We start from the raw sequence: 26,444 nt of genomic DNA on the forward strand, positions 1-26,444 counted from the left end.
TCTCCAGCAGGTCTCTAGCGCACCGCGCGAGCCTGCCACCGCTGGTCCGGAAACCAGCCGGGACCACGGCTTGTTTGGAGGTCACTGTGGGCGAGGCCGTCGATCGACGAGATCTGCTGCGCACCGCGTCGTTGGGCGCGGTGGGCGTGGGCGCGGGTGCGCTGCTGACCGCGGGTGCCGCGGAAGCCGGCCCGGATTCCGCCCGCACCGGGTTGCGCGGTACCTGGACCGGCACGATCACCCGGGAGGACGGCGAGACCAACCGGGTGCTGTTCGCCTTCGGCGCCGACGGGTTGCTGAGCTTCCACAACACCGCGGGCGACAGCGGAACCGGGCAGTGGCGGCTCACCGGCGCCCGCACGTTCACCTGCGGATTCCGGCACTTCGTCCGGGAGGCCGACGCCTTCCGGGGCGAGGTCCGGGTGGCCTACACCGGTGTCCTGGCGGCCGACGGCGCGTCCTTCACCGCGGAGGGCACCGGGACCTTCATCGCCCCGGACGGCTCGACCGCCCCGCCGGTCGGGGTCCGCACCACGGCCACCAGGTACGGCATCGACCCGAGCTGAGGTTTCGCCAACTCCGAGAACGAGGAGAACGTCCATGAGCTTGCGCAAGAGCGTGACCGCGGTCGCGCTGACGGTCGCCGCGACCGTGACCGGTGGGCCGGTGGCCGCGGGCACGACCGGGACCGCCGCTCCGCCGGCCGGTGCCGAGCCGCGTCCGGTCGTCGGCGACTTCGACGTGCTGTGGGGCGTCGCGGTTCTGCCGGACCGGAGCACCCTGGTCACCGAGCGGGACAGCGGCCGGGTCCTGCGGGTGGTGGGCAAGACCGTCACCGAGGTGGCGCGGATCCCGCTCGGCCCGCCGATCGTCGAGGATCCCGAGCTGCCCTACGAGGGCGGCCTGCTCGGCATCGCGGTGTCGCCGCGGTACGACCAGGACGAGACCGTCTACGTCTACTACTCCGGCGAGACCGACAACCGGATCGCGAAGCTGAAACCGGGCGAGCAGCCGCAGCCGATCGTCACCGGCATCCCGCGCGGCCAGTTCCACAACGGCGGACGTCTGGAGATCGGCCCCGACGGCATGCTCTACGCCGGTACCGGGGACGGCACGGTCCCGGAGAACGCGCAGGACCCGGCCTCGCTGGGCGGCAAGATCCTGCGCATGGACCTGGACGGCCGCCCGGCCCCGGGCAACCCCGTCGCCGATTCGCTGGTCTACTCGTCCGGCCACCGCAACGTGCAGGGCTTCGCCTGGGACGACTCGGGGCGCATGTTCGCCTCGGAGCTGGGTGACGTCGTCGACGAGCTCAACGGCATCGCGCCCGGTGCCGACTACGGGTGGCCCACCTGCGAGGGGGCCTGCCAGGACGACCGGTACACCAACCCGCTGATCGCCTGGGACCACCTCGAAGCCTCCCCGAGCGGCGTCGCGTTCCACGACGGCCACCTCTACGTGGCGGCGCTGCGCGGCGAGCGCATGTGGAAGATCCCGGTCGACGACAACGGAAACGTGGGCCAGGGCGAGGCCCTGTTCGCCGGGACCTACGGCCGCCTGCGGACCGTCCTGCGCTCGCCGGACGGCGGCCTGTGGTTCACCACGTCGAACAAGGACAACCCGTGGGGCGAACCTCGTCCCGGCGACGACCAGATCCTGAGCTTCCGCGGCTGAAATACCCTTCACCAGCGGTGAAAGCGAAGCGCTCCCGACCGGCAGGACCGGTCGGGAGCGCTTCGCGCCGGGTCAGACCGGCCACTTCCGCAGCTGCCAGGCCGCTTCCGCGAAGAGCCACTCGTACCGGGCGCCGAGGGTGAAGTTCTCGACGAGCTTCTCCCGCTCGGCCGGGGAGCAGCGCTCGGCGACCTCGTCCACGACGTTGAGGAACGAGTCCAGGACCTGGCGGTACTCGTCACCCGGGTGGTAGCCCTTGACCCACATCGCGTACTTCGAGGCCGGGTCGTGGCGCTGCTGGAGGTCGTCGGCGACCTGGATGTGGAACCAGGAGCACGGCAGCAGCGCGCCGAGGCCGGCGGCCAGCGATTCCGCGCTCGCCGCGTTGAAGAACGACGCGTAGGCGTGCGTGGCCGGGTCGATCGGGGGGATCGTGCCGTCGGCCTGGAGGCCCAACCTGGGGGCCAGCATGCCGAAGGCCATCATCATGCCGTTGCGCGCTTGGAGGGCGCCCATCGAGAACTTCGACAGCAGCATCGAGTGCGAGTCGTCGGTCGCGATCGCGGCGCACCGGGCGGACCCGCGAGCGAGCGCGGGCAGCAGGTGGTGGGCGTCCTGCAGGATGAAGTGCCCGAGCGCCGGGCCGGGCAGCGAGCCGTCGCCCAGGCCCTCCCAGTACGGGTGCTCCTTGATCTGCTTCAGCACCGGTTCGGCGGCGCTTCGCAGCTCGTCGCGGATCATCGCGTTTCCTCCTCGGGGTCGTGGTCGGCAGCGGGCCGCGGGTGATCGGTCACCCGCGGCCCGCGGGGTCACAGCGCGAGCCGCACGCGGTAGTGCCGCAGCCAGGAATCCAGTTGCAGCACCATGTCGACGTTGTTGCGGTCGCGCCAGCCGTCGATCGGGATCGGTGCGTCGCCGGCCAGCAGCTCGTCGACCGCGCCGGTGTCCACCAGTTCCCGCACCGGGCTCGCCGGATCGTCGAGCACCGCGGTGAACTGCTCCCGCAGCGCCTGGCCGTAGGCCGGGTCCTGGGTGGTGGGGAACGGGCTCTTCTTCCGGGTGAGCACCTGCTCGGGCAGCAGGTCCCGCACCGCGTCCCGCAGCAGGGCCTTCTCGGTCCCGTCCACGGTCTTCATCGACCACGGCACGTTGAACGCGTACTCGACGAGCTCGTGGTCGGCGAACGGCACCCGCAGTTCCAGCCCGACGGCCGCGCTCAACCGGTCGTCGCGGCTCAGCAGGATCTGCATCCACCGGGTCAGGTGCACGTAGGCGACCTCGCGCATGGTGCGCTCGGTCGCGGATTCCCCGTCCAGCACCGGAATTTCGGCGATGGCCTCGCGGTAGCGGTCGGCGCAGTAGCCCGGCACGTCCAGCTGCTTGAGCAGCGCCGGGTCGAGCAGGCCGGTGCCCAGGCCCTGCGGGGAGGCGTAGCGCTGGCCGACCGCGATCCACGGGAACGTCCCGGAGCCGACGATCGACGGGTCGTGGTACCAGTTGTAGCCGCCGAATACCTCGTCGGCCACCTCCCCGCAGAGGGCCACTGTGGACTTCTCCCGGACCGCCCTGCTGAGCAGGTACAGCGAGCGGTCCATGTCCCCGAGCGGCCGCGGGACGTCCTGCGCCCGCAGCGCCGCGGCCCTGGTCACCGGGTCGACCACGTCGTGCGTGCTCAGCACGACCGGTTCGTGGTCGGTGCCGACGTGCTCGGCCACTTGCGCGGCGAAGGGCGCGTCGGCGCTGCGGTGCCACTTGTCGGCTTCGAAGCGCTCGGCGTGGCCGGCGAAGTCGACGGAGAAGCTCCGGGGCCGGTCGTCCCGCATCGCGCGCGCCGCGATGGCCACGATCGCGCTCGAGTCGACGCCCCCGGACAGCAGGGTGCACAGCGGCACGTCCGAGACCAGGTGCGAGACAACGGAATCGGTGAGCAGCTCGCGGACGGTGCGCAGGGTGCTCTCCCGGTCCTCGGTGTGCTCCCGCACCGGCAACGACCAGTAGCGGCGCTCGGTGATCCCGCTCGCCCGCACCCGCACCACGTGACCCGGGGCCACCTCGCGCATCCCGCGGTAGATCGCGTGCCCCGGCGTGCCGACGAAGCCCAGCAGCTCGGCCAGTCCCTCCGCGTCGACGACCGCTTCCACCTCGGGGTGGGCCAGGACGGCCTTGGCCTCCGAGCCGAACAGCACCCCGCTGCCCAGCGGCGCGTAGAACAGCGGCTTGATGCCCATCCGGTCCCGGCCGAGGACGAGCTCGCGGTTGCGCTCGTCCCACACCGCGAAGGCGAACATGCCCTCCAGGCGCTCGACGCAGCCCGCGCCCCACTCCAGGTAGGCGTTGAGCAGCACCTCGGTGTCCGAGGCGGTCCGGAAGGAGTGGCCGCGCCGGTCCAGTTCCGCCCGGAGCTCCCGGAAGTTGTAGATCTCTCCGTTGTAGACGAGCACGGCCAGCGTCCGGTCGTCGTGCTCGGCAAGCATCGGCTGCTTGCCGCCCGGCACGTCGATCACCGCGAGCCGCCGGTGGCCGAGGACGGCCGACGTGCTCGCCCAGACGTCCTCGCCGTCCGGCCCGCGGTTGGCCAAGGTGGCGACCATCGAGCGCACCGTGCTGCGCTCGAAGCCCAGATTCCGTTCGAAGTCAACCCATCCCGCTATACCACACACGCGAGCATCGTCGGCGCGGCTGCTCGAATCCGGTTGGTGGGCGGCTCGAAGCTGTTCGCGAGCCGCCCACCGCCGGTCACAGGTCCACGACGAGCCGTTGGCTGCGGGCCCGCGAGACGCACGGGTAGAAGACGTCGGTCCGGTCCCGCTCGGTGGAGGCCAGGATGCTGTCGCGGTGCTCCGGGACCCCGGAGAGCACGGACAGGACGCACGTTCCGCACACCCCGTCCTCGCACGAGGCGTCGAGTTCGGGTCTGACCTCGCGCAGGACCTCCAGCGTGCTCCGGTCGGCGGGGACGTGCAGCTGCTGCTCGCTGCGGGCCAGCTCCAGCTCGAACGGGACCTTCTCGCCGTGGTCGACGTCGGCCGCCGCGAACCGCTCCACGTGCAGCTGACCGCTCGGGCAGGCGGTCGGCACGAGCTGCTCGACGGCGTTGATCAGCCCTTCCGGCCCGCAGCAGTAGACCGCGCAGCCCTCCGGTGCGCCGCGCAGCGCGCCTTCGAGGTCGGGCAGCCCGGCGGTGTCCTGCGGAACCAGCTGGATCTGCTGCGGGACGAACTGCCGCAGCTCGTCGAGGTAGGCCATCGTCATGAACGACCGGCCGCCGTAGACCAGCCGCCACGGCTTCCCGGCGGCGGCCACCTGGTGCAGCATCGGGATCAGCGGCGTGATCCCGATGCCGCCGGCGATGAACAGGTACGCCGGGGCGTCGGCGAGCGGGAAGTTGTTGCGCGGCCCGCGGATCGCCAGGGCCTGGCCCGGACGCAGGGCGTGCGCCTCGACGGAGCCGCCCCGCCCCTCGGGCTCGCGCAGGATGCCCACCCGGTACGTGCCGGTGTCGCCCGGGTCGCTGCACAGCGAGTACTGGCGCACCTTGCCCGAGGGCAGCACCAGGTCGACGTGCGCGCCGGGAACCCACTGCGGCAGCGGGCGGCCCTGCGGGTCGGCGAGTTCCAGGCTCACCACGCCCTCGGCCTCCTGGCGCACCTCGCGCAGCACCACCGGGGTCTCGGCCGGCTTGGCCGCAGGCGTCCGGTTCGAGCGGCGGATCCGGCCCCACGGCTTGTAGAACGAGATGACCGCGGCGGTCGTCAGCATCAGCAGCATCACCGGTGAGCCCGCGGTGATCATCTCCTGCGGCTCGGTGATGAGGCGCGATCCGGATTCCAGCGAGGCCCTGGCGTCGTCGATGGAGGCGAGCACCCACGGGTGGGTCAGGGTGAAGGCCGACGTGAAGATCGCGAGGGTGATGACCAGCTTGGTGAGGATCCACCAGTGCCGGAACAGGCCCCACGGGGTGAGCAGCGCGAGCAGGATCCCGGTGAGCGTCGCGCCGACGCTCGTGATGGTGATGATCGTTTCGTCGAACATGGCCATCGCCTCGTAGACGCCGACCACGACCGCGAGGTCGTCGGTGATCAGCGCCATGGTGCCGAGGGCGACCATGCCCGCGGAAACGCCGATCCAGGCCACCGCGACGATGACGTGGGTGGCCAGCAGCAGCCGCCGCCAGCGCTGCGGCAACCGGCGTGGTGCGCGCGAGCCGCTGGGCGGGGAGGTCCGCGCAACAGGGGTGGACATCCGTCCTCCTTAGTAGGCAGGCTTGTCTACTAAGACCTTGGTGCAGACCGGATAGAGACCGCTTCAGGTCCTTACCCTGGAATGTCCCCTAGGGGGAGGGCGTGTGCGAGCCTGATGGCGTGACCGACCACGACCCGAACCGGCAAACCCGCCGCCGCGGCCCCGAACTCCTGGCGGCGATCTACGCGGCCGTGCTGGAGGAGCTCGCCGCCGTGGGGTACGACCGGTTCAGCATCGTCGGCGTCGCCCAGCGCGCCCGCACCGGCAAAGCGTCGATCTACCGCAGGTGGGACAGCAAGGCGACGCTCATCGTCGAAGCGGTGCACCACGCGCTGCCCAGCGGCGTGGACCTCCCGGACACCGGGGACGTCCGGGAGGACCTGCTGTTCCTGCTCCGGCGGATGGCCAAGGCGCTGGCCGGACCGATCGGCGCGGCGATGCGCGAGCTGCTGGTGGCGATGCACCGCGCTCCGGGGCTCGGCGAGCTGCTGGACGCGCAGGTGTTCGCGCCGCGCAGCCAGCACCTGCGCGAAGTGCTCGCCCGCGGGGTGGAACGCGGTTCGGTGCGGCCGGAGGCGCTGGACGGCGAGATCGGCGACATCGGTCACGAGCTGCTGGTGTTCCGGTTCCTCACCGACGGCCCGTCGGTGCCCGACCAGGTCGTGGTGAGCATCGTCGACGACGTGGTGCTGCCGGTCCTGCGCCCCGGCGCCGACGAGGTGCGGGAGCTGCGCGCCGCGGTGGCGGACCTGAAGGAAGCGCTCGCCGACGCTCACCTCGAACTGCACCGCCTCCGCAGCCGGGCCTGACCGGTCAGCGCGGCAGCCGCACGCGCGCCTGTGCCAGCTCGGCCGCGCAGTCTTCGGCGAACGCCAGCGCGCGCAGGTGGTAGGCGCGGGCCGCCCAGCCGAGGCTGATGTTGTGGCCGGCGTTCGCCTGGCGCGCGATGACCACCTCCGGCGCGTGCGCGAACAGCGCGGCGAGCTCTTCGACCGCCGCGGCGTCGTGCCGCCACCACCGCTCGTACTCGGCGAAGGTGAACCGGACCGGAACGCGGACCCGCGGAGCGAGCTCGGCGATGCGCCCGGGCCAGCTCGCGGCGTCCAGCACCTCCCGCACCGGCATGGGGGCGACGGGGGACTGGTCGCTGCGGAACGTGCCCGGCGGGTACAGCCGCCCCGGCCCCCAGTGCAGCCGCCACGTGCTCCGGCCGGTCAGGTGCTCGCGCGGGTCGACGGCGTACTCCCGGCCGCAGCCGGAGATGTCCAGGCCCAGCAGCTCGGTGCCACCGCTCTCGGCGGCCACCGCCAGCGCGAGCTTGCCGCCGTAGGAGTGGGCGACGACGAAGAACCCGGCACCGATCTCGTGCGCGGCGGCGAAGCCGGCGAGCGCGGTGAGCACCGTGGAAGCCTGGTCCGCGAGCGTCATCCCCTGCGGGGCGGTCGCCGCGGAGCTCCCGTACCCGGGCCGGTCCAGCGCCAGCACGGCGTATCCCAGCGATGCGCCGAGGTCGAGCAGCGAGAGATCGCGATGGGCCGGGCCGTGGAAGTAGCCCGCCCGCATGCCACCGCCGGGCAGCGCGAGAACGACGGCCTTGGGCGGTACCTCCGAGGGGCGGGCGAGCAGCCCGGAGAGCACCGCAGCACCGGCGTTGAGTCGCACCTCGCGCACTTCCGCCGTGCTGCCCAGCGTTTCGGTCATGCCCGCCAGTGCACTGGAAGCCGGTCGAGATCGGCTAGAGCGGTGATGTGGCCCCGGTGGGCGAGCCCGCTCAGGTGCGCGACGGTGGTGGACCCGCGTGCGGCCTGGCGGTGTTCGGCGGCCCCGGCCGGAAGGCCGGTTGCTGCACCCGCGGCGCGACGATCCGGACCGTGCGCTGGTTCCAGGGGCCGAGGTCGGGCCGCAGCAGCTGAGTCTGCTCCGCGGCGTTCAGGGGCTGGAGCGGGATCTCGGGCTCCTCCGGCGCTTTGGAGAGCAGCCGGCCGGCGGGCAGGTTCCAGTTGCGGAGCACGGCGAGCATGCGCACCGCGACGATGATGACGGCGACCGTCGGGACCAGGAACTCCTGCGGGAGCTCCAGCTGCATCCCGGCGGCGAGGAGCGCGGCGCCGCCCAACGCGGGCAGGGCGTAGATCTCCTGGCGCAGGACCATCGGGATCCGGACGAGCAGCACGTCGCGGATGATCCCGCCGCCGACGCCGTTGATCATGCCGATGAGCGCCGCGGTGTAGATCGGCGTGCCGTGCTCCATCGCCCTGGTGGCGCCCGTGATCGCGAACAGCGCCAGCCCGATGGCGTCGGCGAACTGCACGGACAGCTTCAGCCGCGCCGCTCTCGGGTACCAGAGGAACACGATCAGCGCGGTCGCGGCGCAGGCCAGCAGGTAGCGCGCGGTGTGGATGCCGACCGGTGGGTGCACGCCCAGCAGCACGTCGCGGATGATCCCGCCGCCGATGGCGGTCAGCGCGGCGACCACGACGGTGCCGAAGAAGTCCAGCCGGGCGCGCACGGCGTCGACCGCACCGGCCAGCGCGAACGCGACGATCCCCACCATGTCCAGGACAACGAGCAGCATCGGACCCACGAATCGATAGATTGGCGGCAACTCCTCCGCGCACCGCGGTCCGGTGGGAGGCTGCCCGTCGACGACTGTGCACACCGAACACGACACCGCGGCGGCGGAGCAACAACAGCACCGGTCGTCTTCCCCTCGGTGCACGTGCGTCTGCCCGATGGACTCCTCGCCGCACCGGTGCCGGAGGGGCAAGCCGGGCGGATGTTCGGGCAGAACCGGTCCCGGTGAACCGCTTTCGGCCGGGCCCGCGTGGCACCGTCGTGGTGGCAGAACGGCGGCGCGGAACGTCCGCAATGCCGCAATTCGGCTGTTGTGCGAGGGCACGTCCACACCGGAGGGGTTCGTCGATGAGGGGGTTCGCGATGGGCGCTGTTGCGCTGGCGGATGATTCGGCGAGGCGGCCCCCGGCGGTGAGCGGAACCTCGCCGGACGCAGTCCAGTTCGGCCCGTCCGAGGGCGGTCGATGCTGACTTCGCGGACACCGCACCGCTTTTCGGCGTAAGCTGTCCACCGTCCCGATCTTCCGGCATCGGGGCGCGGGCGGATTGCGACCGCGAGAACGGTCGGTGAACTTCTCCCGTTCCTCCGGATCACCAGAATGAGGCAGTGGCGTGCCGTCGAACCCGCACGACCGCGGTCAGCGCGGCAACGGTCTGCTGGCCGTGCTGGCCGGGCTGACGCTCCTGCTCGGAGTGCTCGCCGTGCTGGCGCCGGTGAAGGCCGACGCGCCGCTGGTCACCTGGCCGCGCGCCGGTGACGCGACACCGTCGACGGTGCTGCCGCTCTCGCCGTACCGGCCGCTGGACTTCACCGCCGCGATCCCGTGCGAATCGCTGCGCACCAGCACCGGAGCGGCGCTGCGCACGCACGCCCCCGGCAACCCGGGCCTGGAGGTGACCGCCGGGGCGGGACAGGCGCGCTTCCTGGTCGACGGCAGCGAGATCCTCGCCGACCCGCTGCGCGCGACGTGCGAGTACCAGGTGGTGGCCGATGCGGGCGGAATCCGCGTCTCCCGGGACGGCGCTCTCCTGGTGTCCCGGCCGGACCTGCTGCCGCCGCAGGTCTCCGAGCTGTCCACCACCGGCTCGGTCGACGGGCTCCAGGTCGCGCTGCACACCGATGCGCGCTACGAATCCTCGCCCACCGCGCTGAAGATCGCGCTCCTGATCGCCCACGCCGCGTGCCTGGTCGCGCTGCTGGTGCTGGCCTGGCGCCGCTGGCGGGGCCGGCAGTCCATGCGCGGCCTGACGATCCCCCGCTTCGCCGCCGCCGATGCGGTGCTGGTGCTGGTCGCCGCGGCGTGGGTGCTGCTCGGGCCGGTGAACATGGACGACGGCTGGTACCTGATGATGGCTCGCAACGCGAGCGAATCCGGCTACCTCGGCAACTTCGTCTACATGTTCAACGCGACGGAGAACCCGTTCGTCTCCAGCCAGTACCTGCTGCAGTGGTGGGGCGAGCTCGGCGGCTGGTCGCTCTGGTGGATGCGCCTGGTCCCGATGTTCTGCGGGATCGTGACCTGGGTGCTGCTGCGCATCGTCCTGGCCACGCTGCTCGGCCGCGCCGCCCACCTCCGCGCGGTGCCCTGGGCGCTGCTGGTCGCGCACCTGGTCTGGTTCCTGTCCTACGGGATGTCGCTGCGCCCGGAACCGCTGATCGTGGTCTTCGCGGCGGCGGCGCTGCTCTTCGCCGAGGCCGCGCAACTGCGGCACTCGATCGGCGCGCTGGCGGTGGCGACGATGTTCGCGGCGCTGGCCATGACGGTCTCGCCCTCCGGCCTGGTCGCGGCCGCGCCGCTGGTGCTGTGCCTGCCGTGGCTGCTGCGCTGGCTGCGCCGCCAGCCCTGGTCGGGGCGCATCGCCGCGGTGCTGCTGGCGGCTGCGTCGGCGACCGTCGTGGTGCCGGTGGGCTTCGCCGACGCGACGCTGGGCGACGTCCTCGAAGCGACCGACGTGCACCGCTGGTACTACCTGTCGTTCTCCTGGTACGAGGAGTTCGAGCACTACCGGACGATGCTCGACACGGCGGGCTGGGCGCGCCGGCTGCCGGTGCTGCTGACGCTGGCCGTCGTCGCCGTCGTCGCGCTGGCCAGCGGTCGCGGCGGGATGGGCCGGGACCCGATCCGCCGCCTGCTGCTCACCAGCGCGATCACCACCGCGATCGCGCTGGTGCTGATCGCGTTCAGCCCGACCAAGTGGGTCAGCCACTTCCACGCGGTGGCCGCCGCGCCGACGGTCCTGCTGGCCGCAGCGCTGCTGCGCTCGCCGCTGCCGCGCCGCGCCGGGCCGGTGGTCGTGGGCGCGAGCCTGGTGCTGATCATCGGCGCGGTGTCGCTGAGCTTCGCCGGGGACAACTGGTGGATCCCGTTCTCCGACGCCGGGCAGCGCTTCGGCGAACACCTCAACCGGGATTCGCAGACCAACAACCTCGAACCGCACGTCGGCCCGCTCTACCTGCGAAATCCGCTGCTGTGGATCGGAGTCGCGGTGGTGGCGTTCGGCTGGGCGAAGTGGCGTCGCCGCCGTGGTCAGCCGGTGCGCCTGGGCCCGGACCGCGCGGTGCTGGGCGCGGCCTCGGTCGGCTCGGTGCTGCTGATGATCGCGCTGTTCGGCTACGCGCCGTTCGGCCAGGCACCGGGGTGGACGATCGCGCGATCCGGGGTGCAAACCCTCTTCGGCGACGGTTGCGGGCTGGCCAGCGACGTCCGCGTGCAGCTGCCGTCCGGGCGGCTCGGCGCGCCGGGCGAACCGGAGCTCGCCGGTGACTTCCAGGTCGGCGACGTGCTGCCGTCCGGCCCGTGGCCGGAACCGACGACGATCTGGAACACCGATCGCCCGGACGGCACGACACCGGGCGTCGGCAAGCTGGTCACCGGCTGGTACCCGCTGTCCGGCCAGGGCACGCACGTGACGGTGCCGGTGGCGGGGCTGCTCGCGGGCCAGGGCCTGCAGGTCGAGTTCACCCGTCCCGGCGGCGTCGTCGCGCAGCAGCTGCACCCGGAGCTGCGCCGCTCCGCGCTGCGCGAGTGGCAGCAGCTCGCGACCCCGATCCCGGCCGGAGCGCAGTCGGTGCGGGTCGTCGCGACCGACCAGGTGACCGGAGCGCGGTCGTGGCTGGCCGTCGCGGAGCCGAAGACGACCGAATCCCGCCCGATCACCGAGCTCACCAGCGGCCGGGCGGTGCTGGCCAACCACATCAACGCGCCGCTGTGGCCCTGCGTCGACCAGGTCGGCATCCGCCACGGCATCACCGACACCCCGTCGGTGCGGCTGACCGCCGACGAGCTCCTGCCGCCGGAGTGGCTGGACAACATCAGCTACCTGGAGTGGGGCGGCGCCTGGACGCAGCCGACCAGGGAGTGGACGCAGACCCGGCTGGCAGCGGAACTGCCCGGCGGCCCGCCCCGGCTGCCGTGGGGCAACGTGTTCGAGGTCCGCTACCAGCACCCGGTGGGCCGCTACGACCTGACCGTCTCGCAGGAGACCAGGTGGGGCTGGACGCGCCTGCCGACGCTGGCCGACAACGACTACCCGGACATCGCGCGCAACGCCGGGGTGCAGAAGCCCGACCGGTGAGTCCTTTCGGGCAGTCGTCCTACCCCGCAGCTCTCCGAAGCGATCGCGGGTGCCGGAGTTCGACCGGCACCGGGATATAAATCGGGGCGTACTCCCGACTCCCCGTCCGCTTCCGGAAAAGAGCCCCGCCGACGTGCCGATGCCGCGATGCACTGCTCCTGCCGGTGGCCGAAGTGCGGTTCGCCGCCCGCGCTTCGCCGCCGCCGGGAGCGCGCGTCCGGCCGCCCCGCCACCCCGCGTGCCCGACCGGATACTGTGGCGGGAAGTCGACCGGGAGAAGCGGGTTCGAAGGATGACGCAGGCTGATCGAGGCCCGGACCACCGCGCCGACGGGCAGTCCGGCGCACCGCGGATCCTGGTCGTGGAGGACGATCCGACGGTCGCCCAGGTGGTCACGAGCTACCTGAGCCGGGCCGGTTGCACACCGGTGCACGCTTCGGACGGTTCGATGGGCCTGGAACTGGCGCGCCGGATGGCGCCGGACCTGGTCGTGCTCGACGTGATGCTGCCCGGTCTCGGCGGCATCGAGGTCCTGCGCGAGCTGCGCGCCGCCAGCCAGGTCCCGGTCATCCTGCTGACCTCGCTGGGCGAGGAGGAGCACCGGCTGCGCGGCCTGGAATCCGGCGCCGACGACTACCTGACCAAACCGTTCAGCCCGCGCGAGCTGGTGCTGCGGGTCCAGTCCGTGCTGCGCCGCACCGCCGCCATGCCGCCGGCCCCCGTCGACGACGTGCTCCGCGCCGGGGACCTGGTGGTGGACCGCACGTCGCGGGTGGTCAGCAAGGCCGGTCGCGAGCTGAGCATGACCGTGAAGGAATTCGAGCTGCTGGCGTTCATGATCCGCAACGCGGGCCGCGTGGTGCGCCGCGACGAGCTGATGCGCGAGGTCTGGTCGCACGACTTCGGCGACGCCTCCACCGTCACGGTGCACGTCCGGCGGCTGCGGGAGAAGATCGAGGACGACCCGTCCCGCCCCGCGCTGCTGAAGACCGTGTGGGGCGTCGGCTACCGGTTCGACCTCCCCGTCACCGGGCCCGGCGGACGATGAACCTGGCGCTGATCGCTCTGATCACGGTGTGCGAGTCGCTCGGCGTCGGGCTCATCGGGCTGGTCATCCTGCGGTTGCTCCGCAACTACCCGGTGGGTTACTCGCTGGTGGCGGTCATCATCATCACCGTCGGTGCGATCAACACCAGCACCGTCACCGCGGTGCTCCTGGAACGTTCGGCGCAGCTGCCCGCCGGGGTGGTCCTCGCGGTCGTGCTGATCGCCGGTGTGGTGGCCATCGGCATCGGGCTGCTGCTCGGCCGGTCGGTGATGAACGGCAGCCGCCAGCTGGCCGACGCCACCCGCTCGCTCGGCCTGCAGCAGCGGTTCCGGCAGCCGGAGGACCTGCCGAGCGCCGAGTTCGCCGAACTGGCGCGCGAGCTCTGGATCACCAGCGACAAGCTCGCCGAGTCCCGGCGGCGCGAGGCCGAGTCGCGCCGCCGCGAGCAGGCGCTCGACGCGTCCCGGCGGCGGCTGGTCGCGTGGATCTCGCACGACCTGCGCAGCCCGCTGGCCCGGCTGCGAGCCGTCACCGAGTCCATTGAGGACGGTGTGGTCGACGATCTCCAGGACTACTGCGGCAAGATCCGCGCCGACACCGAGATCCTCTCCGGGATGGTGGACGACCTCTTCGAGCTGTCCCGGATCCAGTCCGGCGTGCTGAACCTGAACCCGCGGCAGGTGGCGCTGGACGACCTGCTCAGCGACGAGGTGGCCTCGCTCGAAGTGGTGGCCGGTGAGCGCGGGATCGGGCTGCGGGCCAGGACGATCGAACCGGTCGTGGTCGACGTCGACGACCGGGCCATCACCCGGGTGTTCAACAACCTGCTGAGCAACGCGATCCGGTACGCGCCGGAGGGCTCGGCGGTGACGGTCGACATCCGCGCGACCGCGGGCTGGGCCGCGGTCGCGGTCAGCGACGAGTGCGGCGGGATCCCGGAAGCCGACCTGGGGTCGGTGTTCGACATGGGCTGGCGGGGCGAGGACAAGCGGACGTTCGGCAGCAGCGGCGGTGGTCTCGGCCTGGCCATCGTGCAGGGCCTCGTGCACGCGCACGGCGGAACGGTGTCGGTCCGCAACGTGCCGGGCGGCTGCTGCTTCGAGGTCCGCCTCCCGATGCCGGCCCGGTAGCCCTGGACCTGAATTGCGCTGAACGGTGCTGCTGCGCCATCCGGGGTTGGTACTGTCGCGCCATGCCCGTCCCCGAGGCCGCGCGCAGGCGGATCCGGACGTTCCTCGACGAGGACGACGAGATCCGGTACGTGCTGCCCGCCGACGTCCTGATGAGCGTGCAGCCGAGCGTGCTGGTCGTGGTGAGCCGCAAGGCGATCACCGTGCTCTCGACGGGCTTCTGGTCCAGGAAGCGGCCGAAGTCCGTCCTCGCGCGGCTGCCGCGCAGCACCGTGCTCGGGCCGGTGGAGATGCAGCCCTCGCCCTGCTTCCGGGTCGACGGCATCGACTACGAGATCGACGAGGAGTACGTCGCCGTGGTCAACGCCGCGGATTCGGAGATCACCTCGCCCCGCGACTTCCCGCCGGATCCGCTGCCCGACCTCTGAGCCGCGCGCGGGCGATTTCTGCGAATGAGAGTCACATTCTCGTTGTCCGGTAACACGATTGGGAAAGTCCACTGGGGACTTACATCCGATTCGATCACTGCATCGTTACCGATAAGGCCTGGCGACCACTCGTTGTGATGACTCGAAGCGAGATTTCCGGACTGCGCTGGTAGAGATCTAACCGGACGTCCGAAATCGCCGTCCACATCCGAAATTTCCTTGCATGGAGGTTATGATGCGCGCTCGCTGGATGCTGGGTGCTCTTGGTGCCATGGCTACGCTCGCGATGGCTCCGGCAATGCCCGCCTCGGCGCAAGCCGAGTGGGGTCACTCCACGGAAATCACGAACATCGCCACCGACGCACGCTGGGCCCAGGACTGGGAACGGGGCGTCGTGAGCACGAACCAGCCGCTCCACGAGCTGGGCCAGCGCGCCCAGTGGGACATCGAACGGCAGGAGGACGGCACGGTCACCATCCGCAACATGGCGTCGAACCAGTGTGCGCAGACCTGGTCGGAGCCCAACGCGGTGGTCTTCACCGCGGAGTGCAACAAGTGGGACGAAGCTCAGCGGTGGAGCCTGACGCACCAGTGGGACGGCTTCGTCATCACGCCGGCGGCGACGCCGCACCTGGCGGTCGTCGCGAGCTCTGACGAGTACCGCAGCAGCCAGCTGGTGCTCGGCGTCCGGCCGTTCGGCGGCGAGGACACCCCCAACGCGGTGTTCCGCTTCAACTCCTGAGTTCTGCCCGCATTACCCCGGGGCGCTCCCGTTATCCGCCCCAGTCGGCTCTGAAGCCCGTTGGCCCGGCGCGGTCGTGCCGGACCAACGGGCTTCGTCGTGTCCGGATCACCGGTTGGAGTGATCACTGGTGTCGCTGCCGGGGCGGCGGCGGTGCTTCCCGGTACGGTCCTGCTGCCCGTTCGGCCGAATGAGGCGACCGGAATTCCATTGGCATATTCCTGCCGAGGCCGTTCCGGTAAATCGGAAGTGCAGTGCGATGAAGGGGAGCAATTGATGCTTACTGCCAAGCGCGTGGTCACCGCGGCGGTTCTGGGGCTGCCACTGCTGCTGGGCGTCGCGAGCCCGGCGCTGGCCGCCGACGGCAAGGCCCGGCCGCCGAAGGCGTCGGAAATCCTGAAGCAGCTGCAGTCGCAGGAGACGCAGAACCACACGGTGCAGAACAACATCAACGTCTCGCCGATCACCCAGATCAACAACGGCAAGGGCGAGCAGAACGCGGTGAACTGGGTCGACCAGAGCAACGAGAACGACACCGAGCAGAACGAAGCCGCGATCCAGGACGAATCCTGATTCGCGGCTCGGTTCGGTGAGTCTCGCTGCGCGGCGGTGACTGTTGCGAGTCGGCTACCGGCTCGGGCATCGGCCGTGGTGAGAAGGGCTCAGCACGCGAACTGCTTGGCCCGGCGATCTGTTTCGCCGGGCCAAGCAGTCATTACCACTGTGCTGACTCAGTGGCGGTCAGGAACGACCTCAGTCCTCGTCGTTCTCGTACGCACCGGCGTTCTGCTCCTGCCCGGTGTAGCTCGCGTTGGTCTGGTCGACCACGGGCACCGCGTTCTGCTCGCCGCCGCTACCGACGTGGAACTGGTAGATCGGGGAGTAGTTGGTGTTCGCCTGCTCGGTGCTGGCGCCCTGGTCCTGGTCCTGGACCTGGGTCTGGTCGTCGCTGTAGTCACCGTGGGCGAGCGCCATGGCCGGGGCGCCGAGCATGATCGGCAGGCCGAGGGCAGTAGCAGCAATGGCGCGCTTGACAGAACGCATATCAGTAAAACCTTTCCTGCAGAAATGCTGAATGGTGGCGGGTGAAAACCGCGCGGCAATGCGGTGGCACTGATCGCGCGGCTCCTGGGTTGGGATTCGAGAAATCCCGCAGGCGGCGGGATCACTCAAAACATTAGCGCCTCGTGATCCAGGTGCAACCCGGAAATAACTCCTCTCACCTCATGTGGTGATCGAGAAGCGGGATATTCCAGTGGTCATTTCGCGGTGATTACCGCCGTCCGAGGAGGGATGCTGGCGGTCCGCAGTCGCTGCCCGCGAAAAATCCGCCCCGCGTTCAGGCGATCGAAAATCCGTCACCGTGCTGGTGGGCGGGGTGATCACCGTGCGTCAACCGGGTGCGATGTGCATTCGATTTGCGTCCCGAAAGCTTCCGAAGCCGATTCGCGAATCCCTGGCCGGATTCCTCCCCGATCCCGCTATCGGGGTAGATTTGATCACCGGTTGTCGTTCCGGGCGCGGGATCCGCCGCTGGATCGGGTTGGTCGTCGTGCTCCTGGATGACGGACGGCGTCGGTCGGTCCGGCTGATTCTCGGCGGTGAGTTGCGATCACCGGATCGGGGCCGCTCGATCGGTGATCGTTTCTTGCTCACCCGGAGAGATCGTCTGCGGTGCGGTAGAGAAGAAAAGGGTTTCTTTTCCGCTCGGACGGAGGATGACGCGAAATGTCCGAAATTCGGTTGCTCGGCCGGGCCGCAGCGGGTGTGGCGTGCGCGGTGGCAGTGCTGATCCCCGGGGCCGCCGCGGCCGCCGGCGAGCAGAGCACGGTGACGCTGTCGGTCACCGAGACCAACCAGCAGACCAGGTCGGTGACGCTGAACTGCGATCCGGTCGGCGGCGACCACCCGCAGGCGGGCGCGGCGTGCCACCAGCTCCAGCTCGTCGACGGGAACTTCCAGCGCCTGGACGCGCGCACCGCGAGCAACTGCACGAAGGACCGCCGGGCCGTCAGCGCGGAGGCGAAGGGCAACTGGCGGGGGAAGCCGGTGGAATTCCGGCTCACGGCGGCGAACTCGTGCTCGCTCAAGGCGCGCACCGGCGCGCTGTTCGACTTCTGACCGACGCAATCCCCAGGCTTGCCGCGAACGGCAAGGAACGAGGCGTGAAAGCCGCCGTCCCGTGGGCCCCCCTCGCGCACTCCACGGGCCGGAGCCAAGGCGGGTTCCAGCGCCGGGCGTGACTCGGCCCGGCGAGCTGCCTGCGTCCCGTTCTCGGTGGCTCCACCGCGAGGTGGAGCCACCACCACTCGTCGTTCCCGGTGCGGTGGTGAGAGGAGAAGAGCCCGGTCACAACGCGAATCGGGGAGCAGATCCGTGGTCTGCTCCCCGATTCGCGTTGTCGTGCTGGATCAGCAGCGGCCGGTCAGCACCCGGTCGACGACGACAGCGCCGCCGCTGGTGACGACGAGCCGGGAATCCCGGCCGTTGTCGATGCTGATGGCGTTGACGGACGTTCCGCTGCCGGTGACCTCGCCCGCCGCGCGCTCGGTCCCGTCCACTGCGACCGAATAGCCGACCCGCTGATCGTCCCTGGCCGTGCTGTGCATCTTCAGCTCGACCGTCGGGTAGGTCTGCCTCAAGTGCTCCGGGATGAGCGGTGAGTCGAGGCGCAGGCACTGCACCTGGCCCACCTCGACGTGCAGCGGTGGTCCGACGGGCCCGGTCGTTGCGGCGAACGCCGAGCCGCCGGCGGTCAGCGCTCCCAACGCGGCCAGCAAGACTGCTGCCTCGCGGCGAATTCCCATGATCTGCCTCCTCGCAGTACGTCCGTGCCGGGATCGCTAACGAACGCTAGGGGCGCTCCGCCCGGCGCGCACGGCGAAATCGTTCGAGCTGCGTTCGCGCGAAAACCCTTGACCGAGGTGGATTTCCCCGTGATCCGTTCTTGATCGTTTCGTGATCGGGCGCGATCTTACTTCGTGATCTTTGTTGCGGCAGGCGGGTTTCTTCATCTGATCAGTTAACTCGTGCTCGCGAAAAGCGATGCGTTGAACGACGCAGGGTGATCGCGCAGCCGCCCGGGTGGCGACTGGTCCTCTTTGGTGTGGCAGGCAATGCGGAGCGGGCTGAATCGATGGCAACGTATGTCGTGCCGGTCGGCGCACCCCCCAAATCCCGGAAAAGCCCCGGGAATACTGCCGATCCGGTGATGATCAGATCATGGATGGGAGTCAAAGGAATGCGTACTTCGCTTCGTCTTATCGGTGTCACCGCTGCCTGCGCCGCTGCCCTCGCCATCGGTTCGCCGGCGTTCGCTGGTGGGCACGGAAAGGACCACGGCGACAACGCGTCGTCCGAGGCCGTCGGCGGCAGCGGCCAGGGCGGCAACGGTGGTGTGGGTGTGAACGTTCTCAGCGGTCTGAGCGTCCTGTCGAGCGGTGACGGCGGGAACGCCTCGGCCGGTAACGGTGGCGCGGGTGTCGGCGGCGACGCCTCCTCCATCGCGGGCAACGACTGACGCTGGCGGACATCGTCCTGGCGTCCGGTTGACGAGATGTGCCGATCCGCTCCGCGCGGGTCGGCACATCTCGCTTTTCCTGAAGCTCCTTGCGGTTTCGTTGCGGTGGCAAGGAAGATCGTTCGCTCCTACGGGTGATCGGCGCTGCGCGTCGCATGTCGATGTGCTTGTCCTGCGCGCTCCGGTGGGAAGGTCCACGCGTCGGTTCAGGTGGTTCCCGCGCCGAAGAGGTGCGGAGGGCCTGACGGCACGGGTCCCCAATTCGATTGGAGTCATGCAGTGCGCAGTTCTGTGCGTGTCCTGTTCGCCGGTCTCTCCGCTGCCGGAGTGCTCGTCCTCGCGGCGTCCCCGGCCTTCGCGGCGAAGAAGGACAAGGAGTCCGACGACGACTCCACGGTCACCGCGGCCGCCGAAGGCGGCAACGGCGGTCACGCGGGCAACGGTGGCTTCGGCATCAACGTCTGCCCGGCGATCGGTGTGCTGGCCCCGGCTTCTGCCGAGTGCGGCGCGGGCAACGGCGGCAGCGCCAACGGTGGCGACGCCGACGCCTACGCCGAGGACGACAGCAAGGACAGGGTGTACAAGCGCGGCAAGTGAGCGTTGCGACCCGGGTGCTGGTTCGCACTGTCCGCACCGGGCTCCGCAGCGGAAATGGGTCGGCCTCCCGTTGGGAAGCCGACCCATTCTCGTGTCGGGGCGCGGGAGTTCCGCGGTTCAGTCGTTCTCGTCGCCGCTGTGGGCGGAGCTCGACTCGGAGCCGTCCGCGCTCGTGCCGTTCGCCCCGCCCTCGCACTGGATCGTGATCGGGTTGCTGGACGAGATCAGCCGGCAGATGCCGAGCCCGCCGCCTTCTTCGCCGGGGCTGCCCGCGGTGCCGCGCTTGGCGTCGGCGGAAGACTCGGCGAGGCCATCAGGAGCGATGACGAGGCTCGGAGCGATCACACCGAGACCCAGCACAGCGGCGCTGCCGAGCAGGCGGAATGCAGTGGTTGCTCGCACGGGGAAGCTCACTCTTCCTCTTCTTCGTCGCGGCTGTCGTCCTCGGCGTAGGCGTCCGCGTAGCCGCCGTCGGCGCTGCCGCCGTTGCCCGCGCCGCAGCTGGCCTCGGCCTTGGCGAGCAGGCCGATCGCCGGGCAGACGTTGGCGCCGAAGCCGCCGTTGCCCGCGTGGCCGCCGTTGCCGCCCTGGGCAGCCGCGGTGACGGTCGAGTCGTCGTCGGACTTCTTGTCCTTCGCGGCGAGCGCCGGGCTGGCGCCCATCGCGAGCAGCCCGGTGGCGGCTGCGCCTGCGAGGAGGACACGAATCGTGGTGCGCACTTCGGAAACTCCGATCTGACTGAGTGCCGTTCGGTGTCGAACCGGCCGGGAGTCCCGGCTTCCGGGCCTGGCCGCGTGAGACGCGGACAACCTTCCACCGGCGCGATCGAGCGCCCGGCCAACACGCCGGTGCGCGTTGGCCGACCACACTTTCGTTTACCTGGTCGCGCTATGCGTAGCGGGCTCAGCCCCCGGCCATGGCGCCGACGATCAAGTACGGCTCCGCGCCGGTGGCGACCTCCGTCGGGAGCGGGGCGTCCGGTGATTCGTGCGAGAGGTCCTGCTCGCAGGCGAAGAAGCGGATGAACGCGCGGCGCTGCTTGGTCTCGCGATCGCGAACGGCGCCGCGCAGCACGGGATATCGCGATTCCAGTGCGTCGAGCACCGTGCGCTGCGTCGGTCGCCCGTCGACGTCCAGGACGACCTCGCGGTCGGTGATCCCGGCCAGCGTGCGCAGGTGGTTGGGGAGCCGGACGCGGATCATGGCAGCGTTTGCACCTCCACGGAGAGCACCGACGGCAGGTCGCGGACGATCGGCCGCCAGCTGTCGCCGGCATCGGCCGAGGCGTAGACCTGGCCGCCGGTGGTGCCGAAGTAGACACCGCACTCGTCGAGCGAGTCGACCGCCATCGCATCGCGGAGAACGTTGACGTAGCAATGGCTTTGCGGCAGCCCGTCGGTCAGCGGCTCCCACTCGCCGCCGCCGGTCCGGCTGCGGTACACGCGCAGCTTGCCCTCCGGCGGGTAGTGCTGCTCGTCGCTCTTGATCGGCACCACGTAGACGGTGTCCGGCTCGTGCGCGTGCACGTCGATCGGGAAGCCGAAGTCGGTGGGCAGATCGCCGCTGATCTCGTACCAGGACTCCCCGGCGTCATCGCTGCGCATCACGTCCCAGTGCTTCTGCATGAACAGCACGTCCGGGCGCTCGCGGTGCACGGCGAGGCGGTGCACGCAGTGGCCGACCTCGGCATCCGGGGACGGGATGCCCTCCGAGCGCAGGCCGCGGTTGATCGGCTTCCAGGTCCGGCCGCCGTCATCGGTGCGGAAGGCACCCGCCGCGGAGATGGCGGTGTAGAAGCGGTTCGCGTCGTCCGGCGCCTGGATGATCGTGTGCAGGCACATGCCGCCTGCGCCCGGCTGCCAGCCGGAGGCCGATCCGTGCTGCCGCAGGCCGGGCAGCTCGTGCCAGCTCTGACCGCCGTCGGTGGTGCGGAACAGGGCGGCGTCCTCGGCGCCGGCGTAGGCGGTGTCCGGATCGGTGGGCGACGGTTCGAGGTGCCAGATGCGGGTGAACTTCCACGGCTGCTGGCTGCCGTCGAACCACTGGTGGGTGCCGGGCGTTCCTTCGTAGGAGAAGTGGTTGTCGACCGGCTGCCAGCTCCGGCCGCCGTCGTCGGAGCGCTGGATCTGCTGGCCGAACCAGCCCAGCGACATCGCGGCGTAGAGCCGGTCGGGGTCGGCGGGGGAGCCCTTGAGGTGGTAGAGCTCCCAGCCGCCGAAGTGCGGACCGCTGATGTCCCACTCCCGCCGCTTGCCGTCCGCGGTCAGGATGAACGCACCCTTGCGGGTGCCCACGAGTACTCGGACGCGACTCATCGCTAGCTCCCTGGAAGCTCGTCGGCCCGAACGGTTCGGATCGATCAGACCGCTCGGGGGTACTGTCTACTCCGTTCGCGCGCATCTCGCGCGGTCGTTCCGCCCAGGTAGACCTGCTCCGGGTGCGTTTCTCATCGCTCTCCGTCGTTGTCAGACAAGTCGGCCGTGATGTGCCGCATACCTGTTTGACTGCTGGGAGAGGCCTCTCCTAACTTGTCTGACAACAGCGAGGGAGTTCGGCATGGCGGCCAGGCGTCCGCAGCGGCGACCGGTCGTGGAGCTCTACGAGCGGATCGTCGAGGCGATCCGGCGGGGGACCTACCCGCCGGGCTCGACGCTGCCCGCCGAACCGGAGCTCGCCGCCGACCTCGGGGTGAGCAGGCCTGCGCTGCGCGAAGCGCTGATCCTGCTGCAGGAGGACGGGGTGATCACCGTCCGGCGCGGCGTCGGGCGCACCGTCAACGCCCGCCCGGCCCGGCGCGGGTTCGAGCGGCTGCAACCGGTCGAGCAGCTGCTCGGCGGGGACGGCGTGGTGGTCCGGCCGCTGGTCCGGGCGGTGGAGGAGCCGACCGACCTGGTCATGCAGCACCTGCCGGTCCCGGGGCGCTGCGAGATCAGGTTCTGGGAGAGCGCCGTCGCCGTCGACGGGGTGCCGAGCTGCCTGGTGGAGGAGTGGTGCGTGCCCGATGCGGCGCTGGCCGCCGTCGACCCGGCCCTGCCCGGCGCGCTGATCGCCGCCGGTGCGCAACCGCGCACGATGCTGCACGCGGTCACCGCCCTGCACCTGCCGCTCAGCGGCACGAGCTCGCTGACGGCGACCGTGCTCGGACGGCGTCGCGGCGAGGTCCTGGGACGGTCGGCGGACACCCCGGTCGTGCTGATCACCCAGGTCGTGTCGGTGGAGAGCACTCCGCTGATCGCGGCGAAGTACGCGCTGCCCAGCGGCGCGCCGGGCATCCCGGTGCGCCAGTCCCGATGACCCGAAGCAGAAAGGCGCGGCAACCGATGGCGTCCGAGGAAACCCTGATCGTCGACTGCGACACCGGTATCGACGACGCGCTGGCGCTGCTGTACCTGCTCGCCGATCCCGGTGTGCGGATCGGCGCGGTGACCACGGTGTTCGGCAACACCGATCCCGCCACGGCGGCGCTCAACACGCTGCGGGTGCTGGAGCTGGTCGGCCGGTCGGACATCCCGGTGGCCGTCGGCGCCGAGCGCAACTGGCGCGGCACCAGGCACCTCGCGCCGGACGTGCACGGCGCGGACGGCCTGGGCAACACCGACCTGCCTGCGCCCCGGACCTCGCCGGTCGCGGAACCGGCCGCCGAGCTGATCGTGCGCACGGCCCGGGAGAACCCCGGCACCGTGCACCTGCTCGCGGTCGGTCCGCTGACGAACCTGGCCGCCGCGCTGCGGCTGGAGCCGGAACTGCCCCGGCTGGTCAAGCGCGTCACGATCATGGGCGGTGCCATGCTGCACCCGGGCAACGTCACCCCGGTCGCCGAGGCGAACATCAGCAACGACCCGGAAGCGGCGCGGATCGTGCTGCGGGCCGGCTGGCCGGTGACCCTGGTCCCGCTCGACGCCACGATGACCGAGGCGATCACCGAGGAGCAGCGGCGGCGACTGGCCGAGTTCGGCTCGCCGGTCACCAGCTTCACCGCCGCGATCCTGGACCTCTACCTGGGCTTCTACGCGCAGCACGCCTTCGGCGAGCGCAAGGCCGCCTGCCACGACCCGCTGGCCGCGGCGATCGCGGTGGGCGACGTCGAGCCGCTGCTGGCCCCGGTCGTGCCCGTCGACGTGGAGACCGGCGACGGGCCCGCGCGCGGGATGACGGTCGCGGACCTGCGCGGGCAGTACCGCGGCTTCCCGGAGAGCGGGGAGGCGACGGTGCGGGTGGTGCTGGAAACGGACCGCACCTTCGGCGACCGGCTGGTCGACCGGCTCTGCGCGGAGGCGCCGAACCTGGGCGCGGCGTAGCGGTTTCGCTGGTGGCGGCACGTGAGTGCTTTGGGGCGCTGGAGCACCCCGAAGCACTCACGGCACCTGACCAGCGCGGCTCAGCGGCCTTCGCACAGGGCGGTGTCGACCGCGGCGTGCACCGCTCGGAGGTTCTGCTCGGCGTCGTCCTCGCCGAAGGTGCCGGGGAGCGCGGTGACCGCGACGCCGGCCGAGCGACCGTCGTCGGTGACGCCACCGCGGGTCTCGTAGCCGAAGATGTCACCGCCGTGGCCCCAGTACTCGCCACCGCAGGACAGCGGCGTCTTCGACAGGCCGAGCCCGTACTCCGTGCCGTCCGCCAGGTCGGCGGGAACGGTGGTGCGCATCTGCGCGAGCTGCTCGGCGGGCAGCAGCTTCCCGTCGAGCAGGGCGCGGTAGAACTGGTTCAGGTCGCCGTTGGTGCTGATCAGCGCCCCGGCCGCCCAGGCCCAGCCCGGGTCGACCTCGGTGGCGTCCACGACCCGGCCGTCCGCGGTGGCGGCGTAGCCGCGCGGGTGCGGCCCCTGGACGGTCCGGTCCCCGATGCCGGGCCAGTAGGTGTCGCGCAGCCCGATCGGCCGGATCACCCGGTCCGTCACCTGCTCGGACACCGGTCGGCCGGTGACCCGCTCGATCAGCAGTCCCGCCAGCACGTAGTTGGTGTTGCTGTACTCCCAGCGCTCGCCGGGCGGGAAGCTCGCGGGGTGGGCGAGCGCGATGTCGAGCAGCTCCCGCGGCTGCAGGTAGCGGTCGCGCAGTTCTCCCAGGTCGCCGACGCCGAGGTACGCGGTGTAGTTCGGCACACCGCTGGTGTGTTGCAGCAGCTGGCGGACGGTGATCTGCCGCCCGTCCACGCCCTCGCCGCGGACGAGGCCGGGCAGGTGTTCCTCGATCGGCGCGTCGAGGCCGACCTTCCCCTCGGCGACCAGCTGCAGCACGACGACCGAGACGAACGCCTTGGTGTTGCTGCCCGCCCGGACCCGCCCGTCCAGCGGCGGCGGCGTCCGCCCGCCGAGCTCCGCGGTGCCCGCGACGTAGGACCGGGCCTGGTCGCCGATGCCCGTGGTGGCGAGCGCGGCGGGGAACTCCTCGTCGCGGACGAGCCCGTCCAGGCTCTGCTGGACCGGCGTGCTCTCGCCGGTGGTGGCGAGCGCGGGCACGATCGCGCCACCGGTCAGCAGGCTCGCGGCGGCCATCCCGGCGAGCAGTGTCTTCTTCACGTCGTCCTCCCTTTCGCTGCGTGCCGAGAGATTCGCAGCGCGGGCAGGTGCCGCACGATGGCGCGGGAACCCCGGTGCGAGGTGTCGTCGGCGACACCTCCGACCGGAGCGGCGAAACCCGTTGCCGGGGTGGCTTCGTTGGATAGCCTTCCACCGATGACGACGCCGAAGGAGCGGTTGCGCCCGGTCGACCTGGCCCGGGCGGCGGGCATCTCCACCCAGCAGGTCCGCAACTACCTGGACGACGGGGTGCTGCCGCCCGCGGAGCGCACCGAGGCCGGCTACCGCAGCTTCCGCCCCCGGCACCTGCGGGCGCTGCTCACCTACCGGGCGCTGGTCAGGGGATTCGGCATCGGTGCGGCGCAGGAGATCATGCGCGCGGTGCACGCGGACGAGCTGCCGAAGGCGCTGGAGCTGATCGACGCGGGGCACGCGGCCTTGCACGAGCAGCGGCGCGGCCTGGACGAGACCGGGGAGGCGCTGGAAGCGGTGGCCGAGCAGGTCCGCGCGCCGAAGGCGGATCTGCGCATCGGGGAACTGGCCGGTCATCTGGGCGTGCGCACCTCGGCGCTGCGCGTCTGGGAAGCCGAGGGGCTGCTGGCGCCGGACCGGGAGCGGGGCACCGGATACCGCTGCTACCGCGCCGCCGACGTCCGCGACGCGCAGATGATCAACATGCTCCGCCAGGGCCGGTACCCGCTCCCGCAGGTCCGCCACGTCCTGGACGAGCTGCGCCGGACCGGCAGCCGCGACGCCCTGCGCGATGCGATCGCCCAGCGCCGGGCGGAGATCACCGCCCGTGCCGGGGCGATGCTCGAAGCGGCGAGCCACCTGCACGCCTACACCACCGCGGCGGCCGACTAGTCCACTGCGGACCCCGATCGAGTTCCCGCGGCACACCGCGGGAACTCGATCTCTTCGGGGGTACCCGGTCGCAGTCCGCTGAGGACGCAGGCACCGGGGTCGGGGCGGGGTCTGTGCCGGCTTCGCCGGGTCAGGCGGGGACCGCGAGCCAGGTCGAGCGGCCGGCGTGCGTCGGCATCCAGCAGCCCGCGGCGGGCGAACCCATGTCCGGGGCCGGGTCGGCGAGGCCCAGCAGCTCGTTGATCACGTCGCGCGCCGAGCCGTTGGTGCGCCACAGCACCTTGCTCGGGAAGAGCACGTCCGGCTCGTCGCCGGGGACCCGGGCCGCGTCGGCGTCGTTCTCCCCGAAGAGCTGCAGGATGTCGAAAACACCCCGGTGCACCCGGATGCCGACCACGGCGACGAGGCCACCGTCGGCATCACGCGGGTGCGCGAACTGGAAGTCGCGCGCGACCAGCGCTTGCAGGCCGTTCGTAATGTCGTACATGGCGCCACCGATATCCGTCGTGCGGTTCAGGTTTCCGCTGCCGC

Annotated in this window: 28 protein-coding genes; 15 read left to right on the forward strand and 13 right to left on the reverse strand. The window is 71.1% G+C overall.

The annotated features are described in order from the left end of the window. The first annotated feature begins 86 nt into the window (after window positions 1-86). Window positions 87-566: a hypothetical protein gene (locus OU416_RS26710; RefSeq protein ID WP_270929777.1), complete on the forward strand. Its 480-nt coding sequence runs from the start codon at window positions 87-89 to the stop codon at window positions 564-566. A 34-nt stretch (window positions 567-600) separates the two neighbouring features. Continuing rightward, a complete protein-coding gene (locus tag OU416_RS26715) occupies window positions 601-1,674 on the forward strand; it encodes a PQQ-dependent sugar dehydrogenase (RefSeq protein WP_270929778.1) in 1,074 nt (357 codons plus the stop codon). Between the two features lie 72 nt (window positions 1,675-1,746). On the opposite strand, the gene OU416_RS26720 is transcribed toward OU416_RS26715, so the two are convergent. The 3 genes from OU416_RS26720 to OU416_RS26730 form a co-directional block, all read right to left on the reverse strand. Next, complete coding sequence (locus OU416_RS26720; protein WP_270929779.1) at window positions 1,747-2,415, reverse strand: TenA family protein; 669 nt, start codon at window positions 2,413-2,415, stop codon at window positions 1,747-1,749. 68 nt (window positions 2,416-2,483) lie between these two features. Then, entirely contained in the window at window positions 2,484-4,334 is a 1,851-nt protein-coding gene (asnB, locus tag OU416_RS26725; protein WP_270929780.1) for an asparagine synthase (glutamine-hydrolyzing), read from the reverse strand. Window positions 4,335-4,410: 76 nt separating this feature from the next. Further along, window positions 4,411-5,916, reverse strand: a complete 1,506-nt coding sequence (locus OU416_RS26730) for a PDR/VanB family oxidoreductase (RefSeq protein ID WP_333779660.1) — start codon at window positions 5,914-5,916, stop codon at window positions 4,411-4,413. Window positions 5,917-6,035: 119 nt separating this feature from the next. On the opposite strand from OU416_RS26730, the gene OU416_RS26735 reads away from it, so the two are divergent. Next, window positions 6,036-6,725, forward strand: a complete 690-nt coding sequence (locus tag OU416_RS26735; protein WP_270929781.1) for a TetR/AcrR family transcriptional regulator — start codon at window positions 6,036-6,038, stop codon at window positions 6,723-6,725. Window positions 6,726-6,729: 4 nt separating this feature from the next. Here OU416_RS26735 and OU416_RS26740 read toward each other — a convergent pair whose 3' ends face one another. Together OU416_RS26740 and OU416_RS26745 are read right to left on the reverse strand one after the other, a co-directional pair. Beyond that, window positions 6,730-7,617, reverse strand: a complete 888-nt coding sequence (locus tag OU416_RS26740) for an alpha/beta hydrolase (protein ID WP_270929782.1) — start codon at window positions 7,615-7,617, stop codon at window positions 6,730-6,732. A 70-nt stretch (window positions 7,618-7,687) separates the two neighbouring features. After that, window positions 7,688-8,491 carry a trimeric intracellular cation channel family protein gene (locus OU416_RS26745; RefSeq protein WP_333779661.1) on the reverse strand — a complete coding sequence of 268 codons (804 nt, stop codon included), beginning with the start codon at window positions 8,489-8,491 and terminating at the stop codon, window positions 7,688-7,690. 611 nt (window positions 8,492-9,102) lie between these two features. On the opposite strand from OU416_RS26745, the gene OU416_RS26750 reads away from it, so the two are divergent. From OU416_RS26750 to OU416_RS26775, 6 genes are all read left to right on the forward strand, one after another. Next, on the forward strand, window positions 9,103-12,066 hold the full coding sequence (locus OU416_RS26750; RefSeq protein WP_270929783.1) for an arabinosyltransferase domain-containing protein: 2,964 nt from the start codon (window positions 9,103-9,105) through the stop codon (window positions 12,064-12,066). A gap of 292 nt (window positions 12,067-12,358) precedes the next feature. Continuing rightward, window positions 12,359-13,114 (forward strand): response regulator transcription factor, encoded by a 756-nt coding sequence (locus OU416_RS26755; protein ID WP_270929784.1) that lies wholly within the window; start codon window positions 12,359-12,361, stop codon window positions 13,112-13,114. Beyond that, entirely contained in the window at window positions 13,111-14,244 is a 1,134-nt protein-coding gene (locus OU416_RS26760) for a sensor histidine kinase (RefSeq protein WP_270929785.1), read from the forward strand. Before OU416_RS26755 ends, OU416_RS26760 begins: the two co-directional genes overlap by 4 nt. A 62-nt stretch (window positions 14,245-14,306) precedes the next feature. Then, window positions 14,307-14,672 carry a hypothetical protein gene (locus OU416_RS26765; protein WP_270929786.1) on the forward strand — a complete coding sequence of 122 codons (366 nt, stop codon included), beginning with the start codon at window positions 14,307-14,309 and terminating at the stop codon, window positions 14,670-14,672. Window positions 14,673-15,066: 394 nt separating this feature from the next. Beyond that, window positions 15,067-15,414, forward strand: a complete 348-nt coding sequence (locus tag OU416_RS26770) for an RICIN domain-containing protein (RefSeq protein ID WP_270929787.1) — start codon at window positions 15,067-15,069, stop codon at window positions 15,412-15,414. Between the two features lie 276 nt (window positions 15,415-15,690). Next, window positions 15,691-15,987 carry a hypothetical protein gene (locus tag OU416_RS26775; RefSeq protein ID WP_270929788.1) on the forward strand — a complete coding sequence of 99 codons (297 nt, stop codon included), beginning with the start codon at window positions 15,691-15,693 and terminating at the stop codon, window positions 15,985-15,987. 180 nt (window positions 15,988-16,167) lie between these two features. On the opposite strand, the gene OU416_RS26780 is transcribed toward OU416_RS26775, so the two are convergent. Then, window positions 16,168-16,458: a hypothetical protein gene (locus OU416_RS26780; RefSeq protein WP_270929789.1), complete on the reverse strand. Its 291-nt coding sequence runs from the start codon at window positions 16,456-16,458 to the stop codon at window positions 16,168-16,170. Window positions 16,459-17,142: 684 nt separating this feature from the next. On the opposite strand from OU416_RS26780, the gene OU416_RS26785 reads away from it, so the two are divergent. Further along, on the forward strand, window positions 17,143-17,535 hold the full coding sequence (locus OU416_RS26785) for an SSI family serine proteinase inhibitor (RefSeq protein WP_270929790.1): 393 nt from the start codon (window positions 17,143-17,145) through the stop codon (window positions 17,533-17,535). 290 nt (window positions 17,536-17,825) lie between these two features. On the opposite strand, the gene OU416_RS26790 is transcribed toward OU416_RS26785, so the two are convergent. Beyond that, window positions 17,826-18,221 (reverse strand): hypothetical protein, encoded by a 396-nt coding sequence (locus OU416_RS26790; protein ID WP_270929791.1) that lies wholly within the window; start codon window positions 18,219-18,221, stop codon window positions 17,826-17,828. 257 nt (window positions 18,222-18,478) lie between these two features. On the opposite strand from OU416_RS26790, the gene OU416_RS26795 reads away from it, so the two are divergent. Further along, window positions 18,479-18,934, forward strand: coding sequence for a hypothetical protein (locus tag OU416_RS26795; RefSeq protein ID WP_270929792.1), 456 nt, complete (start codon window positions 18,479-18,481; stop codon window positions 18,932-18,934). A 279-nt stretch (window positions 18,935-19,213) separates the two neighbouring features. After that, on the forward strand, window positions 19,214-19,531 hold the full coding sequence (locus tag OU416_RS26800) for a hypothetical protein (RefSeq protein ID WP_270929793.1): 318 nt from the start codon (window positions 19,214-19,216) through the stop codon (window positions 19,529-19,531). A gap of 117 nt (window positions 19,532-19,648) precedes the next feature. On the opposite strand, the gene OU416_RS26805 is transcribed toward OU416_RS26800, so the two are convergent. The 4 genes from OU416_RS26805 to OU416_RS26820 form a co-directional block, all read right to left on the reverse strand. Next, window positions 19,649-19,933: a hypothetical protein gene (locus OU416_RS26805; protein ID WP_270929794.1), complete on the reverse strand. Its 285-nt coding sequence runs from the start codon at window positions 19,931-19,933 to the stop codon at window positions 19,649-19,651. Between the two features lie 8 nt (window positions 19,934-19,941). Next, on the reverse strand, window positions 19,942-20,250 hold the full coding sequence (locus tag OU416_RS26810) for a hypothetical protein (RefSeq protein ID WP_270929795.1): 309 nt from the start codon (window positions 20,248-20,250) through the stop codon (window positions 19,942-19,944). A 184-nt stretch (window positions 20,251-20,434) separates the two neighbouring features. Then, entirely contained in the window at window positions 20,435-20,734 is a 300-nt protein-coding gene (locus OU416_RS26815; RefSeq protein ID WP_270929796.1) for a MoaD/ThiS family protein, read from the reverse strand. Then, a complete protein-coding gene (locus OU416_RS26820) occupies window positions 20,731-21,846 on the reverse strand; it encodes a WD40/YVTN/BNR-like repeat-containing protein (protein ID WP_270929797.1) in 1,116 nt (371 codons plus the stop codon). Before OU416_RS26820 ends, OU416_RS26815 begins: the two co-directional genes overlap by 4 nt. Before the next feature lie 241 nt (window positions 21,847-22,087). On the opposite strand from OU416_RS26820, the gene OU416_RS26825 reads away from it, so the two are divergent. Both OU416_RS26825 and OU416_RS26830 read left to right on the forward strand, forming a co-directional pair. Next, window positions 22,088-22,825, forward strand: a complete 738-nt coding sequence (locus tag OU416_RS26825; RefSeq protein WP_270929798.1) for a GntR family transcriptional regulator — start codon at window positions 22,088-22,090, stop codon at window positions 22,823-22,825. Continuing rightward, window positions 22,822-23,829: a nucleoside hydrolase gene (locus tag OU416_RS26830; RefSeq protein ID WP_270929799.1), complete on the forward strand. Its 1,008-nt coding sequence runs from the start codon at window positions 22,822-22,824 to the stop codon at window positions 23,827-23,829. Before OU416_RS26825 ends, OU416_RS26830 begins: the two co-directional genes overlap by 4 nt. A gap of 80 nt (window positions 23,830-23,909) precedes the next feature. Here OU416_RS26830 and OU416_RS26835 read toward each other — a convergent pair whose 3' ends face one another. Continuing rightward, entirely contained in the window at window positions 23,910-25,025 is a 1,116-nt protein-coding gene (locus tag OU416_RS26835) for a serine hydrolase domain-containing protein (RefSeq protein WP_372907267.1), read from the reverse strand. Between the two features lie 180 nt (window positions 25,026-25,205). Between OU416_RS26835 and OU416_RS26840 the strand changes: the two genes are divergently transcribed. Then, complete coding sequence (locus OU416_RS26840) at window positions 25,206-25,913, forward strand: MerR family transcriptional regulator (protein ID WP_270929801.1); 708 nt, start codon at window positions 25,206-25,208, stop codon at window positions 25,911-25,913. 130 nt (window positions 25,914-26,043) lie between these two features. On the opposite strand, the gene OU416_RS26845 is transcribed toward OU416_RS26840, so the two are convergent. Continuing rightward, window positions 26,044-26,400 carry a hypothetical protein gene (locus OU416_RS26845; RefSeq protein ID WP_093157305.1) on the reverse strand — a complete coding sequence of 119 codons (357 nt, stop codon included), beginning with the start codon at window positions 26,398-26,400 and terminating at the stop codon, window positions 26,044-26,046. Window positions 26,401-26,444 lie beyond the last annotated feature (44 nt).

The organism is Saccharopolyspora indica (assembly GCF_027853965.1).
Taxonomy (GTDB): Bacteria; Actinomycetota; Actinomycetes; order Mycobacteriales; family Pseudonocardiaceae; genus Saccharopolyspora; species Saccharopolyspora indica.